Consider the following 14,292-nt stretch of genomic DNA (forward strand, 5'->3'; position numbering starts at 1 on the left):
GTTTCGAGGCTTTTGCGTACCGGCCAGTGAAAACCAGCAGGGCAAGGAATAAATTCTTGCCCTGTCTCGCTTGACTCTCTCGTTCCGCTCTGGAATCTATTAGAACATAACAGGAACAATTCCGATCGGATGAACCGACATGGCGTCTGTGGCCGTGGCGCGGGATGTCGTGCGCGACCTGCGTCACAAAATCGCGAAGATCGAAGGCCGGCTGGCCGAGCGCTTCGAGCAAACGCAAGAGGCGGGCGGGAACGGTGTGCTGCGGCGCAAGGTCTCCGGCCCGTCCGTTCTGCGTACGGGTGTGGAGCGCTTCGACGGCGTGCTCGGTGGCGGCTTGCCCGCAGCCGGACTGATCGAGGTACATGCGAGCACGGTTCGCGAAGCCGCGTCCGCGACGGGTTTAGTGTTGGCGCTTCTTCGGCGGCTGCCGGCGCCGGAGGCCGCAGCGCCGCTGCTGTGGATCGGCACGTCGGAAATCTTTCGCGAAGCGGGCAGACCCTATGCGCCGGGACTAGCAGCGCATTTCGGTCTCCGGCCGGAAAATCTGCTCATTGCCGAAGCGGAAAAACTTGCCGATGTTCTGTGGGTTGCGGAAGAAGCGGGACGGCTCGACACTTTCCTCGCCGTCCTCCTTGAAATCCGAGGTTCGGCGCCGGTCCTCGATCTGACAGCGACACGTCGCCTGCATCGTCGTGCGCTGCTGGCGGGCCGCCCGCTCTTTCTTGTCCGCGCAGCTTGCGAACCGGAGCCGACAGCGGCGCCGGTCCGCCTGCTGGTGGCGCCGGCGCCGGCTGCGCAGCGCGCAACCTTGTCGGGTCCGCTTACTGGCTCGATTGGGCCGCCTGCTTTCCAAGTCACCGTCAGCAAAAGCCGTACCGCCATCCCCGCCACATTCACGCTGGAGTGGAACGATGATGCATTCCAGGAAAGACGCGACCAGCCCGCAAAGGATACTGGCGCTGTGGTTTCCCTATCTGCCGACCGACAGGCTGCGCCGTCAGCGCTTCGGCCGGTCGTGGCGTTTCCGTCCCGTGAAGGCGCCGCCGCTGGTGCTGAGCCGTCGCGACAGCAATACACAACGCATCGCCGCGCTCGACGCGCAGGCTAGGGCGCTGAATCTGAAAGCCGGCATGGGTGTCGGCGAGGCACGCGCGATGCACCCCAACATCGAAGCGGTCGAGGCGGAGCCGGAAGCGGACCGGCGCCTCCTGGAAGGGCTCGCCGATTGGTGCGACCGCTATACGCCGCTGGTGGCATTAGACGGAACGGACGGGCTTTTTCTCGACATCACCGGCTGCGCCCATCTTTTTGGCGGCGAGCGTGGCATGATGGACGATCTGCTTTGCCGTTTCTTCCACCAGGGTTTTGAAATCCGCGCGGGCCTCGCCTCGACACCCGGGGCCGCATGGGCCGCGGCACGTTTCAGTGGCGATCTGATCGTCGCTCCCGGCCAAGAGGAGGAATTGATCTCGCCCCTGCCCCTGTCGGCGCTGCGCATCGATCCGGGGATTTGCGGCAGTCTCGAAAGCGTCGGCCTGCGCACGGTCGGCGCGGTTATGGCGGCGCCGCGTGCGCCGCTGACGCGGCGTTTCGGACCTACTTTACTCCTGCGTCTGGACCAGGCGCTCGGCCAGCTCGAGGAAGCGATCTCCCCACGTTTGCCGGTCGCGGCGCTTTCGGTCGAACGTCACCTTGCCGAACCAATCATCCTCACTGACGACATCGAGCTTCTGACAAAAATGCTGGCCGAAAGCCTCAAGGCCGGTCTCGAGCGCCGTTGTGAAGGCGCGCGGTCGCTGATGCTGTCCCTTTTCCGGGTTGACGGGGAGGTGAGCCGCATCGCTATTTCGATGACCCGGCCGCTGCGGGAGCCGTCGCTCGTCCAAAGATTGTTTCGTGAGCGGTTCACCGCCCTGAATGGAACGATCGATGCCGGCTACGGTTTTGATCTCGTCCGCCTTTCCGCGCTTTCCGTCGCTCCCTTCGCAGCCTCGCAAGCCGATTTCACCGGCGAAGGAGCCCGCGATGAAACCGACATCGCCCTGTTTGCGGACCGTGTGCGCGCTCGCTTGGGTGACAGGGCGCTGTCGATAGCAGTCGCGGTCGAGAGCCATTGGCCGGAACGTGCCGTGCGCCACCTGCCCTTCAGCGAGCCACCACCCGCCTTCGGTCGGGATAGCAGGGAGGAAAACCTCGATCGGCCCATAAACCTCTTCGCGATGCCGGAGCCGATCGAGGTGCCGGTAACGGAAATTCCCGAGCGACCGCCGCTCAATTTCCGCTGGCGCCGCGCCCTGTACCGGATTGCCCGCTCGGAAGGTCCGGAGCGCATCGCGCCCGAATGGTGGCGGCAGGGCGAGGCAGAGACCCTGCCTCGTGACTATTTCCGTGTCGAAGATGCCGATGGCCGGCGTTTTTGGCTCTATCGCCAAGGCCTCTATGAAGCTGGAAAACCCTCGCCACGCTGGTTCATGCACGGAATATTCGCATGAGCACCCAGGCCACAAAACCCCATGCCGTCATCCTGCCCTCCTATGTCGAGTTGGGAGTTCAGTCTAATTTTTCCTTCCTGCGCGGTGCATCCTCTCCGGAGGAACTGGTGGTGACCGCCTGCGCCCTCGGCCATGCGGCCCTGGGCCTTGCCGACCGCAACACGGTTGCAGGCGTGGTGCGGGCGTGGAGCCAGTCGAAATCCATAAGATTGTCAAAGGACGAGGAACCGGTCTCGCTGCCGTACCATCCGGGTTGCCGCCTGGTGTTCGGCGACGGAACGCCCGATATGCTGGCCTATCCCCAGGATCGCCAGGGCTGGGGGCATCTCTGTCGCCTGCTTACCCAGGCGAATATGCGCCCCGAAAATCCCAAGGGTGCGACGCTGCTGGTGCTGGACGACCTGCTTGAATGGGGCGACCGGATGTCGCTGGCCGCTCTCCCCGACCTGTCATTGCCGATGGATGGAACGCTCGCTCTTCTGCATCGGTTGAAAGCGCGTTTCGCTGGCAATCTGTGGCTCGCCGTCGCGCCGGATTATCGCGGAAACGACCGCTTTCGGATCGAGCAGGCTGCTGCCTGCGCCGATGCGATAAAACTGCCGCTGATGGCGACCAACGATGTTCTCCATCATTCGGCCGCACGCCGTCCGCTGCTGGATGTGCTTACCGCCATCCGGCTGAATGTTCCGGTCTCCGAGGCCGGCTTCGTGCTTTCCGTCAATGCCGAACGCCACATGAAGCCGTCCTCGGAAATGGCTCGGCTGTTCCGCCGCTATCCGCAAGCACTCGCCGAAACCGTGCGCTTCGCTCAAACGCTCGGCTTTTCCCTGCAGGAACTGAAGCATAACTATCCCGAGGAAACGACGGAAGAAGGCGTCGATCCACAAACCGAGCTCGAACGACTGACCTGGGAGGGAGCGACTTGGCGCTATCCCGCGGGTATCCCGGACAAGGTTTCCGGCCTGATCGGGCATGAGTTGAAAATCGTCGGCGAAAAGAAATATGCGCGCTATTTCCTGACCGTCCGCGACATCGTGCATTTTGCCCGCGAGAAAGCAAAAGTGCTCTGCCAGGGGCGAGGTTCGGCGGCGAATTCCGTCATCTGCTATTGCCTCGGCATAACCGAGGTCAATCCGGCCCTTACGGATGTTCTTTTCGAACGTTTCGTGTCGACGGAACGCGACGAGCCGCCCGACATCGACGTCGATTTCGAGCACGAAGAGCGGGATAAGATCATCGAGTACATCTACGAGAAGTACAGCGAAAAACGCACTGCCCTTGCTGCCGCGGTGATCTCCTATCGCGGCCGCTCGGCGTTGCGTGAGGTCGCCAAGGCCATGGGCCTGTCCGACGACGCGCGCGGCGCGCTGTCGGGCTCGATCTGGGGCTGGTCGTCATCCGAACTCGGCGAGCGGGAAGCCAAGGCCGGCGGTCTCGACAGGGCCGATCCTGTGACAAGACATGTGATCGACCGCGCCAACGAGATTCTGGGTTTCCCACGCCATCTCTCCCAGCATGTCGGCGGCTTCGTCATCACCAAGGACCGGCTCGACGAGATCGTGCCCATCGTCAAGACGGCGATGGAGGAGCGCAAGATGGTCGAGTGGGACAAGGACGACCTCGATGCCGTCAGCATTCTCAAGGTCGACGTGCTGGCGCTCGGCATGCTGACCTGCCTGCGGCGCGCCTTCACCTTGATTGAGGATCATTACCGGCTGCGGGACGACTATGGCCGGCTGCTGACGCTCGATACGATGCCCAAGGAAGATCAGCGGGTCTACGACATGATCTGCCGGGCCGACACGCTGGGCGTGTTCCAGATCGAATCGCGGGCGCAGATGTCCATGCTGCCCCGGCTCCGGCCGCGAAAATTTTATGACCTTGTCATCGAAGTCGCCATCGTCCGCCCAGGTCCGATCCAGGGCGACATGGTGCATCCCTATCTGCGGCGGCGGATGGGCATCGAGAAAGTCGACTACCACAGTCCGGTGTTGGAAAAAATTCTGTCCAGGACTCTTGGCGTACCCCTTTTCCAGGAACAGGCCATGGGCATTGCCATCGAGGCCGGTGGATTCAAACCGGGCGAGGCGGACCAGTTGCGCCGCGCCATGGCGACGTTCAAACGCACTGGAACGATCGGAAATTATCGCGAGCGAATGATCAAGGGCATGATGGATCGTAGCTATCCGAAGGATTTCGCCGAGCGCTGCTTCAGGCAGATCGAGGGATTTGGCGAATATGGTTTTCCCGAAAGCCATGCCGCTTCGTTCGCGCTCCTCGTCTATGCCTCCTGCTGGTTCAAGACATTCTATCCGGACGTCTTCTGTGCCGCCATCCTCAACTCGCAGCCCATGGGTTTCTATCGGCCCGCGCAGCTTGTTCGGGATGCCGAGGACCATGGCGTCGAGGTGCGGCCGGTGGACGTCAATCTATCGGATTGGGAATGTACTTTGGAGCGTGCCCGTTTCGATCCCGCACGGGTGAACTCGCGCCATGCCGAAATGCGTCGCGTCATCAAGACCATGCACGCCGTCCGCCTGGGATTCAATCAGCCCAAGGGATTGTCCAAGGATGGCATGAAGCAACTCATCGCCAAGCGTGGAGACGGTTATGATTCGGTGCGTGACGTATGGTTGCGATCGGGCATCGGTATCGACGAGATCGAGAAGCTGGCCAGGGCCGATGCCTTCCAATCGCTGGGTCTCGACCGGCGGGCCGCCCTGTGGGCGGTGCGGGCGCTCGACGGCAAGAGCGCTGCCGAGCGGTTGCCTCTGTTCGACCGGCCGGAAATTCGGCTTGCCGACAACGAGCCCAAGACCGTTCTGCCGATGATGGCACTCGGCGAGCATGTGGTGCATGACTACAGATCGCTCGGCCTTTCGCTGAAGGCGCACCCCGTCTCGTTTCTGCGGGGAAAACTCGATCGGGTCGGCATCATTCCGAACGAAAAATTGGGGGCAGTGGAGGACGGAAAGCGTGTCTCGGTTGCCGGGCTGGTTCTCGTCCGACAGCGGCCTGGCAAGGGGAATGCCATCTTTCTGACCCTTGAGGACGAGAAGGCGATCGCCAACGTCATCATCTGGGCCCGGAGTTTCGATCGTTTCCGCCCTGTCGTCATGGGTTCGAAATTCATCCGGGTCACCGGAAAGCTGCAGACAGAGAGGGGAGTCATCCACATCGTCGCCGAGCGCATGGAGGATCTTTCGTCCTGGCTAGACATGCTGCTCCATGAAAGGAGTGGCGCAGCCGCTGGGGATGGCAATGCGAAGCAAAACCCGGAAAAAACGTCCTATGCTCCTCAGCTTTCGCTTTTGGCCGAGGAAAACAGGGCATTGGTCCGGCAAGTCATGCCGAAAGGACGCAATTTTCAATAAAACCGCACTCCATTCAGGACTGCGCAATCGGTCCAGATTCAGGAAGGTTTTATGGGGACGCGGCTCCGGACCGGTCCTGAGGTACGCCATCGTCGGATATCGGACGAGCCTCCGAAGGGAGCATCACCGGAATGCCGTCACGGATCGGGTAAGCAAGCTTGGCGACGCGCGAGACGAGTTCGCAATTCTCCCGGTCGAAGGTCAAAGGCCCCTTGGTCAGAGGGCAGACCAGAAGCTCCAGGAGTTTCACATCGACCTTTTTCCTGTCAGCCTCGTCACGCATCGGCACGCCCCTATTGCAGGCTTGAGCCGAATTCGTCGTTGTCCCGGGCCAGCGTCATTTCGGTTATGGCGATCAGCGTGTCGGCGCGGGTCTTCAGGTCAGGCGCCTCCAGCAGCGCCTGTTTCTCGGCGGCGCCATAAGGCGCCATCATCGAAAGCGCGTTCACCAGCATCGTATTGTCGGCTCGGCTGACGCTTTCCCAATCGGCTTCCAGCTCGTTGGCCTGCAGATAGGCACGAAAGGCCTTCAGCAGCGCCGGTCGATTGACCTCTCCCGCGCCCCGATCCTCCTCCAGATCGCCGACGAAAGGTGCGATGCGGCACTGCCGGAACGGCGTCCTGACCGTCAGTTCCTGCAGAATCCGATAGCGGCAGATGCCTTGCAGCGAGATCAGATAACGTCCGTCTCCGGTCTCCGACAGCGAAATGATGCGGCCCAAGCATCCTACCTCGCAGAGTTCCGGCTCGGCGTCGGAACGCTTCGACCCGTCAAGCGCCGGCTGCACCATGCCGATGATCCTGTCGCCGCGCATGGCGTCGTCGACCAGTTGCAGATAGCGTGGCTCGAAGATGTTGAGGGGCATCCTTCCACCGGGAAGCAGCAGCGCCTCCGGCAGCGGAAAGACGGGCACCGTGACGGGAAGGTCCGAGGCAAGCCGGTAGTGAGCGTTTCCCGCCTGCATCATTTCCTCCGTTGCGGCTCCGCTCCGAAATCTGGAGCAGCGGCCGAGGTCTGCAAGGCCAAACCGCAATATGCCCTATGCTACCTCAAGAAAACAGGATCGACGACAGCTTGCGCCGCGTCGCCAGCGTCACTTCGTCCATCAACCCCCAGGCCTCGAAAAACTGGAGCAACTGAGCGCGGGCACCATCGTCCTTCCAGCCGCGGTCGGCCTTGACGATCGCCAGAAGGCTATCCGCCGCTTCGGCCCTCTGGCCGAGCGCGTTCTGGATCATCGCGAGGTCGAACCGCGCCTGATGATCCTTAGGGTCGACTGCCAGCCGCCGCTCGAGTTCCGCTGCGTCGCCCAGCTCGCCGGCCTTGTCCGCCAAGGCGATCCTGGCGCGTATGGCGGCGACTGCCGGCACGTCCTTCTTGTCTTCAGGGACGCCGGCGAGAACCTCTTCGGCGCCAGCGCGGTCGCCAGTCTCGAAAAGCAGGTCGGCTAAGCCACCCAGCGCATCGACATTGTCCGGTTGCTCGGCAAGCACCGCATCGAACAGTCCGGCGGCCGCCTGCAGGTCCCCCGTCTCACGAGCCTGCGTGGCGGCGGCAAGCGTTTCGGCAATCTGTGGACCTGCGCCCTTGCCGCCGATACGGTCGACGAACTCGCGGATCTGGCTTTCGGGTACAGCGCCCATGAAACCGTCGACCGGCTGGCCGTTCTTGAACGCGATGACGGCCGGGATAGACTGAATGCCGAGCTGTCCGGCGATCGACGGATGGTCGTCGATGTTCATCTTCACCAGCTTAACCTTCCCGCCGGAGGCGCGTACAACCTTTTCAAGGGCCGGCGCAAGCTGCTTGCAAGGGCCGCACCATGGCGCCCAGAAATCGACCAGCACCGGCTGCTTTCGCGATTCCTGGATAACGTCGGCCGCGAAGGTCGCGGTGGTCGCGTCCTTGTAGATGGGAACTTGATCGCCGGAGGCCTGGCCATTGGCGGCGGGCGGCGCGCCGAACTGCACATTGGCGGAGTAGGCGCCGGCCGCGCCGGCGTAGGGATTTTCCTTGCTCATCTCAAACCTTTATCCGCTTGTTCAGAACGGTTCCTCGAGTTGGAGCGAACGAGGCGCCATCCCGTCGTCGATCATCATCCTCAAACAGTCGATCCGTGCCGTCCGCTTTCGAGCGTCCCCCGCGGATCAGGATTGCCCAGCATGTGGCTATCCTTCCGTTACTTTCAAGATGGCGGGCTCGTGTCCCGTGGCCCGGGCAAAGCTCAGCAGATCGGCATTGCCGATCGATGTGGTGGCCTCGTTCGTCAATGGATGTCCATTGATAATCGCATTCTTCATCAGTGTCTGGTCGATGACGAACCGGACCCGCGCATCATGATCGTTGATCAGCCCAAATACGGTGACCGCGCCCGGCGTGACGCCAAGCAGGTCCATCAGGGCTTCCGGCTTTCCAAACGAGACACGGCTGGCGGCGCCGATGGTGTGATGGATCTGCTTCAGATCCACGATCGCGTCCTCGCCGACTGTGACGAGGAAGAAATTGTCCTTCTTGTCCTTCAGGAACAGGTTCTTGGTGTGTCCGCCAGCGATCTCGCCGCGCAGCGCGCGCGATTCCGCCACCGTGAACAGCGGCGGATGCTTCGTCGTCTTCACCGCAATCCCGAGCGAGTCGAGGAAGGCAAAGAGTTCGTCGGGGGTCTTCGGCATCAAAAAGAGCTCTGTCGGCTTACGCAGCGCCTTATGGCCAAAGCCGGCGCACGACACAAGCCTTGCCATCATCCGCAAGAACCGGCGGTGCGTGGGTTGCTTCGGCGATAATGTCGGAACGTTTCGCCGGACGCGTTTTTCCCGTTGCAATCGTACGTCGCTTCGGCCATATAGGCGCCACTTGCGGCCTAGGCGCCGTGCGAGCGGGTGTAGCTCAGGGGTAGAGCACAACCTTGCCAAGGTTGGGGTCGAGGGTTCGAATCCCTTCGCCCGCTCCAAATTTCCCAACCACTCAAAGCCGCGGAATTCCGCGGCTTTTGCGTTTCTGAACCGGTTGAAAGGACCGGTGTTCTGACCGAGCGCTGAAATCGCGGGAAGTCAATGAGCTGAATATGCCCCGTCGACCAAGTGAAAGCTTCCGGTCACGAAACTGGCTTGATCGGAGAGTAGAAAGCACACAACGGCGGCCACTTCCTCCGCTTTTCCGCGTCTCCCCATGGGCTGGAGCGTCAACATCTTTCGGACCGTGGTCTCCTCAAGGCAATCATTGAGCATTGGCGTATCGATCCAACCCGGTCCGACGGCATTGATGCGAATACCCGTGCGCGCATATTCCATCGCAGCAACCTTGGTCAGTCCGACAATCGCATGTTTTGCTGCCGTGTATGCGGATGCAGTCGGCAACCCAACCGAACCCAGAACCGAGGACATGTTGACGATGGAGCCACCGCCCCTCTGCTGCATCGCCGCGATCTCATACTTCATGCAGTGGAAGGTGCCGTTCAGGTTGACGTTCATGACGGTACGCCACTCGTCAAGCGGGTAGTCCGCGGTGGATTTACGGGCACCGCCAATAGCGGCGCTGTTTACAGCCAAATCCACGCCCCCGAATTTCTCCACGACCGATCTGATAAGCGTTTCCACAGCGCTCGCATCAGCGACATCAACTGTCGAGGCAAAAGCCTTGCCTCCCGCGGTGCAGATCTTGGCGGCTATGTCACCCGCAGCGTTCTCATCCCGATCAGCAACGACAACCTCCGCTCCCTCCTCCGCCAACTGGTGAGAAACGGCGGCGCCAATTCCCGATCCGCCACCGAACACGACCGATACCTTTCCGTCGAAACGCAGCCCCATCGTCGCACCCTTTTATGGTTATGATAACACTTTGCCGTCGAAAGTGGCAGCGATAACAAAGGTTCATCCTCAGCGTTCGTTGGGATGGATTTTGGCGGACTGTCCTCAAGCACGCCTGCAAATTCCGATCTGAATTCCCTAGGTTATGGTGCCCCGGACAGCGGAGGCTGTCCGCGCGAGTGTGCCAGCGGAACGGGAAGCAAGGCGCGAGAAAGAATCGCGATAGATTGGAAGCTACCGATTTCGGTCTGGCGCGTCGAACCCAGAAACGCGCGGGGCATGGGACATGTGGCGCTCGACGGGCCGCGATATTGTCTTCGGTAGCCCTCCGTACCCTCACTACTCCCTACCAAGCGAAAACCTCTTGTGAGCGCAAGGCTCTGGCTTGCTGCCGACACTGGAGACTATTCGCTTGGGCCCGCTTGGACGGTCAGTTGCGAGATGGTAGGGTGTACTCGTCTGGAGAGGTCGTTACTCGGCAAATGGCTGCGAAACACATTGCGCGTCGGGGGTTCCTGCTGGCCGGTTTGACGCTGACGGCGAGCGGATGCATGCCGAGAATCGGAATGCTCCAGGATACAGGTGCCACCTATACACTAGACCGCCGCTACAAGCGGCAACGTGTCCTCTACGAATCCCACGAGCCGACGGGATCGATTGTGGTCGATACCTCCCAACGCTTTCTCTACTCGATCGAATCCGACGGGTATGCGATGCGCTACGGAGTCGCGGTCGGCCAGGAGGGTCTAACGCTCAAAGGCAGAGCCCGCGTCGGGCGAAAAGCTGTCTGGCCCGCGTGGACGCCGACGGCGAATATGATGCGGCGCAAACCGCGACTGGTTCAATATGCCGGAGGCGTTCCGGGCGGTCCGAACAATCCGCTCGGCGCACGCGCGCTCTATCTCTACCGCGGAGATCGCGATACCAAATTCCGTCTTCATGGAACGAACGAGCCGTGGACGATTGGAACAGCCGTATCAAGTGGCTGCATTCGCTTGACAAATGACGATATCATCGACCTTTACGAGAGGACCGCCGAGGGGGCGATTGTGATCGTCATCTGATCTTTTATCGTGTATCCAGTTATTTTTGCACGCAATGGTGGCTGAAATTCGCCGGCCGCCGAACAGAGACACATCCGGTGTGTCTTTTCTGCACTAGGCTCCCCTGTGTTTCAGGCCTATCCTGCCCTTGTTACGTCGCATTGATTCCGCCTGGGGGAAAGGATACCCAATGAGCAGAATTCTGATCGCAGTAACCGCCGCTATCGCTGTTTCAAGCCTAAGTGCTTGCGCCAGTTGGGACATCGGCAAAGGCAAAGGAAAGGCTCCGGCCCCCGCCGTTGTGGAGACGGCACCGGCGCCAGTCTACAAGTAAGTATCCCCTCTTCGAGCCTGGAGGGGCTTCGCCCCCCTGCGGTTATGGTCCATCAAACTTGAGCGATTGTAGCGAATCGCAATCGGGTTTGTTGGTGGCTGAGACGCGACATCTTGGGATGTCGCGTCACGGCTTGGGGCTTTGCTTTGTGGGATTCGAAAATATGACGCTTGCCGGCTACCGTCTGGCGTGTGTTGGTTTGTTGGCTTTCGCGATGGCGGCTTGTCAGTCGAGCGACAAGAGCCCTCAACCGCGATTTGTATCCGTTGGTCGGGATGCTCCGGCTTCGGTGCTGACGGCCCCCGCTCAGCCGCAAGAGATGACGCCGGATGCCGCTCAACGGGTCGATAAAGGATATTTTATCGAGTTCCGCTCCCGTTACGCTCTCAGCTACGGCCATACCTACGTGGTCTTCGGCCGGACGAATTCGGCTGGTGCGATGATCAATCCGGAGGTCGCGGGGCTGCATCCGGCTTCGACCAGCAATGTGCCCTACGTTCTCGGGCACTTCGTACCGGTCCCAGCCGAAACAGGATGGAGCGACGGCGACCTTGAGGAGGAGTACCGTTCCGCAAGCTGGCGTGTGATGCTGACCGAAGCCGAATACAAAGACGTCGTCGCGAGCATCAGGAAGATACAGGCCAGTTCGCAGACGTGGCAAGCATCGGTATACAATTGCAACGCCTTCGTAGCGTCGATCGCGCAATCCATGGGGTACAAGACGCCCGGCATCTGGTTGCGGCCGCAACAGTTCGTAACAAAGCTTCGAGAGATGAACACAGGCTAATGTACGGAGGTGCGGCTCGGCGCCTGGTCACGCGATCCCAAGTCCGCACACGTCGAGACAGCGGGTAGACTTGGTGTGAACAACGCGTTGACTCTCTCCGGCGAGATTATCTGGGTGATCGGAATAGTCGCGTGGTACGTCATCCGATATCCATTCGAGCGCCGAGCAAAGCGTATTCGCATCGTCAGCAGTAGACGGTCGCCTTCCGAAACGGTTGGGCTCGTATCCGCACTCTTCGGATTGGCGATCTTTCCTGCGTTCTATGTCGCGACCGGGATTCCCGGGGCAGCAGACCGTCCAACTTGGCTCTGGTCCATCATATTCGGCACGATCCTCTTCGGATCGGCACTCGTGCTTTTCCGGATATCCCACAAGGAACTCGGCCGAAACTGGTCCGTCACGCTGGAGATCCGCGAAAAACATAAACTCGTGTCCGGTGGGCCGTATCGGTTAATACGCCATCCGATGTATACCTCGTTCCTCCTCATGGCGCTCGGACAGGCTTTTTTGTTGTCAAACTGGCTTGTTGCTCTGGCCGGCCTGGTCGGTTTTGCGATTCTCTTCTTCCCGCGCGTCGGAAAGGAGGAACGGATGATGACGGAAAACTTCGGTCCGCAATATTTAGCTTATATGGAGCGGACGAAGCGGCTCGTCCCATATGTCTATTGAGATCCATTGCGATTCACGTCTCAGAGAGGCATCAATCTCCGAAACGTTCGAAGCCGTAGCCCGCCAGCCGCAAGGCATTGAGATTACTGGGACGGGAGAGGTCATGCCATGAAAGGCCGTGTTCTCAAGCTTTCAGCGCCAAGACGGCTGGTATGCGACCTGATGCGGTTTTCAGTTTCGGTGCCACGCGTCACCGTCCAGCGCCGCATGAATTTAGGCACGTTGTTGGATACACGTGACGCATCGGAACCCCGGCCGTCATGGACCGCGATCTTCCTGAAAGGATATGCTCTTCTCGCCGCTGAGACGCCCGAGTTACGTCGCGCCTACATCAAATTCCCCTGGCCACGGCTTTACGAATACCCTTCGAACGTGGCCTCCGTGGCACACGAACGCGACTACGAAGGTGAACGCGCAGTATTGCTTAGCCGCATCAAGGAACCGGAACAGCGCTCCATTTTGGAACTCGATCGGTTGATCGAGGCGGCGCGTTCCCGTCCGATCGAGGAGATCAAGGAGTTCCGGCAGGCCCTGAAGTTCGCTGGCATGCCGGCAATTCTCAGGCGTCCGCTCATGTGGCTGGGATTGAACATCGGCCGGCAGCGGGCGAATCATTTCGGCACCTTCCAGCTTTCCGTCTATTCCGGCCTCGGAGCCGAATCGCTCAATCCGCTGTCTCCCCTGACGACGCTGTTCAACTACGGCAGGATCGACAAAAGCGGATTCGTGGATGTTCGGATCCACTATGATCATCGAGTCATGGATGGGGCAAACGTCGCCCGCGCGCTCGTAAGATTCGAGGCCATACTCAACGAGACGGTCTCGGGCGAGGTGACGCGGCTGGCGGGCACCGGGCGGAGGGATCCAGCCAATGACCAGCAGCGCTGATGCTTGTTCATCGGGAGGGCGCTCTGCCGTTTCCATTGATGAGCGCGGCCCGTCGACATTCGAGACACTGCAACCAGCTATCATCATCACCGGTGGCTCTGCTGGGATTGGCAGGGCCATGGCGATGTCTGCGCGCCGCGAGCACGGCACGGTCGTGCTCGTTGCTCGTTCACCGAAGAAGTTGAATGCCGTGGCAGACCAAATCCGGCAAGCCGGTGGCAAGGCGCTGTCGTTCGCGGTTGATCTTATCTCGGACGATGCACCGGCTCGCCTGTCGGATTTTCTGTCAAGGCACGGCCTTGTCTGCCACATACTCGTCAACAGCGCCGGCTATGGACTGCGGGGGGAGGCTGCGAAACTGCCAATCGAGGAACAGGTTGGCATCGTCGACGTCAACATACGCGCTCTGACCGGACTGACGCTCCAATTCCTGCCGGGGATGGTGGCCCGAGACCGAGGGGGTGTGATCAATCTCGGTTCAGTGGCCGGGTTCCTCCCCGGCCCGCATATGTCCGCGTATTACGCGAGCAAAGCGTATGTCAGATCGTACTCGAACGCGCTCCACGAGGAACTGCGCCGGACGGGCGTCACAGTCACATGCGTGACACCCGGTCCAGTCCGAACGAAATTTCTTGAAAAGGCGGGGGCCAGAAAGGCGCCTCTCTTTCGATTTCTGCCGAAGACGGACGCCGAGTTCGTCGCTGAATGCGCATGGCGCGGCTTCGAACGAAAGCGCCGACTGGTTGTGCCTGGCGTTTCAGCGAAGCTGGCGGTTCTCGCTGCTTCGCTAATGCCGACGGCAATGATACTGCCTCTTATCGGGCAGTTGCAGCGAACACGAATATGACGGTCTAACGGGCGGCGAGTGGAACTCGTGGCGGTGATGCGCCTTTCGAAGAAC

At 60.7% G+C, this 14,292-nt stretch carries 14 protein-coding genes and 1 tRNA gene; 10 read left to right on the plus strand and 5 right to left on the minus strand.

Going from position 1 to position 14,292, the window contains the following annotated elements:
* Positions 1-139 precede the first annotated feature (139 nt).
* The 3 genes from ABMA59_RS09345 to ABMA59_RS09355 are packed head-to-tail and all read left to right on the plus strand — an operon-like array spanning position 140 to position 5,866.
* Positions 140-1,108: an ImuA family protein gene (locus tag ABMA59_RS09345; protein WP_349005065.1), complete on the plus strand. Its 969-nt coding sequence runs from the start codon at positions 140-142 to the stop codon at positions 1,106-1,108.
* Positions 1,050-2,492: a Y-family DNA polymerase gene (locus ABMA59_RS09350; RefSeq protein ID WP_349005223.1), complete on the plus strand. Its 1,443-nt coding sequence runs from the start codon at positions 1,050-1,052 to the stop codon at positions 2,490-2,492. The genes ABMA59_RS09345 and ABMA59_RS09350 overlap by 59 nt, the downstream gene beginning before the upstream one ends.
* Positions 2,489-5,866: an error-prone DNA polymerase gene (locus ABMA59_RS09355; protein ID WP_349005066.1), complete on the plus strand. Its 3,378-nt coding sequence runs from the start codon at positions 2,489-2,491 to the stop codon at positions 5,864-5,866. Before ABMA59_RS09350 ends, ABMA59_RS09355 begins: the two co-directional genes overlap by 4 nt.
* A gap of 49 nt (positions 5,867-5,915) precedes the next feature.
* On the opposite strand, the gene ABMA59_RS09360 is transcribed toward ABMA59_RS09355, so the two are convergent.
* The 4 genes from ABMA59_RS09360 to ABMA59_RS09375 all read right to left on the minus strand — a co-directional run bounded on the left by ABMA59_RS09360 (position 5,916) and on the right by ABMA59_RS09375 (position 8,536).
* Complete coding sequence (locus tag ABMA59_RS09360; protein ID WP_349005067.1) at positions 5,916-6,149, minus strand: Trm112 family protein; 234 nt, start codon at positions 6,147-6,149, stop codon at positions 5,916-5,918.
* A 10-nt stretch (positions 6,150-6,159) separates the two neighbouring features.
* Positions 6,160-6,831 (minus strand): LON peptidase substrate-binding domain-containing protein, encoded by a 672-nt coding sequence (locus ABMA59_RS09365; protein ID WP_349005068.1) that lies wholly within the window; start codon positions 6,829-6,831, stop codon positions 6,160-6,162.
* Positions 6,832-6,916: 85 nt separating this feature from the next.
* Positions 6,917-7,888, minus strand: a complete 972-nt coding sequence (gene trxA / locus ABMA59_RS09370) for a thioredoxin (RefSeq protein WP_349005069.1) — start codon at positions 7,886-7,888, stop codon at positions 6,917-6,919.
* A 147-nt stretch (positions 7,889-8,035) separates the two neighbouring features.
* On the minus strand, positions 8,036-8,536 hold the full coding sequence (locus ABMA59_RS09375; RefSeq protein WP_349005070.1) for a prolyl-tRNA synthetase associated domain-containing protein: 501 nt from the start codon (positions 8,534-8,536) through the stop codon (positions 8,036-8,038).
* Positions 8,537-8,739: 203 nt separating this feature from the next.
* Here ABMA59_RS09375 and ABMA59_RS09380 point away from each other — a divergent pair.
* Positions 8,740-8,814 (plus strand) — tRNA-Gly (locus tag ABMA59_RS09380).
* Between the two features lie 100 nt (positions 8,815-8,914).
* On the opposite strand, the gene ABMA59_RS09385 is transcribed toward ABMA59_RS09380, so the two are convergent.
* Positions 8,915-9,670: an SDR family NAD(P)-dependent oxidoreductase gene (locus ABMA59_RS09385; protein ID WP_349005071.1), complete on the minus strand. Its 756-nt coding sequence runs from the start codon at positions 9,668-9,670 to the stop codon at positions 8,915-8,917.
* Between the two features lie 482 nt (positions 9,671-10,152).
* Here ABMA59_RS09385 and ABMA59_RS09390 point away from each other — a divergent pair, with 482 nt between their 5' ends.
* The 6 genes from ABMA59_RS09390 to ABMA59_RS09415 all read left to right on the plus strand — a co-directional run bounded on the left by ABMA59_RS09390 (position 10,153) and on the right by ABMA59_RS09415 (position 14,238).
* The gene (locus ABMA59_RS09390) at positions 10,153-10,734 is read left to right on the plus strand and encodes a L,D-transpeptidase (RefSeq protein WP_349005072.1); all 582 of its coding nucleotides are present in this window, start codon (positions 10,153-10,155) and stop codon (positions 10,732-10,734) included.
* Between the two features lie 169 nt (positions 10,735-10,903).
* A complete protein-coding gene (locus tag ABMA59_RS09395) occupies positions 10,904-11,047 on the plus strand; it encodes an ABC transporter (RefSeq protein ID WP_349005073.1) in 144 nt (47 codons plus the stop codon).
* 163 nt (positions 11,048-11,210) lie between these two features.
* A complete protein-coding gene (locus ABMA59_RS09400; RefSeq protein ID WP_349005074.1) occupies positions 11,211-11,834 on the plus strand; it encodes a hypothetical protein in 624 nt (207 codons plus the stop codon).
* A gap of 75 nt (positions 11,835-11,909) precedes the next feature.
* Entirely contained in the window at positions 11,910-12,503 is a 594-nt protein-coding gene (locus ABMA59_RS09405) for a protein-S-isoprenylcysteine O-methyltransferase (RefSeq protein WP_349005075.1), read from the plus strand.
* Positions 12,504-12,611: 108 nt separating this feature from the next.
* Positions 12,612-13,391: a hypothetical protein gene (locus ABMA59_RS09410; RefSeq protein ID WP_349005076.1), complete on the plus strand. Its 780-nt coding sequence runs from the start codon at positions 12,612-12,614 to the stop codon at positions 13,389-13,391.
* Positions 13,375-14,238, plus strand: coding sequence for an SDR family NAD(P)-dependent oxidoreductase (locus ABMA59_RS09415; RefSeq protein ID WP_349005077.1), 864 nt, complete (start codon positions 13,375-13,377; stop codon positions 14,236-14,238). Before ABMA59_RS09410 ends, ABMA59_RS09415 begins: the two co-directional genes overlap by 17 nt.
* Positions 14,239-14,292: the final 54 nt, after the last annotated feature.

The sequence above is a fragment of the Mesorhizobium yinganensis genome (genome assembly GCF_040081985.1).
Lineage (GTDB): Bacteria > Pseudomonadota > Alphaproteobacteria > Rhizobiales > Rhizobiaceae > Kumtagia > Kumtagia yinganensis.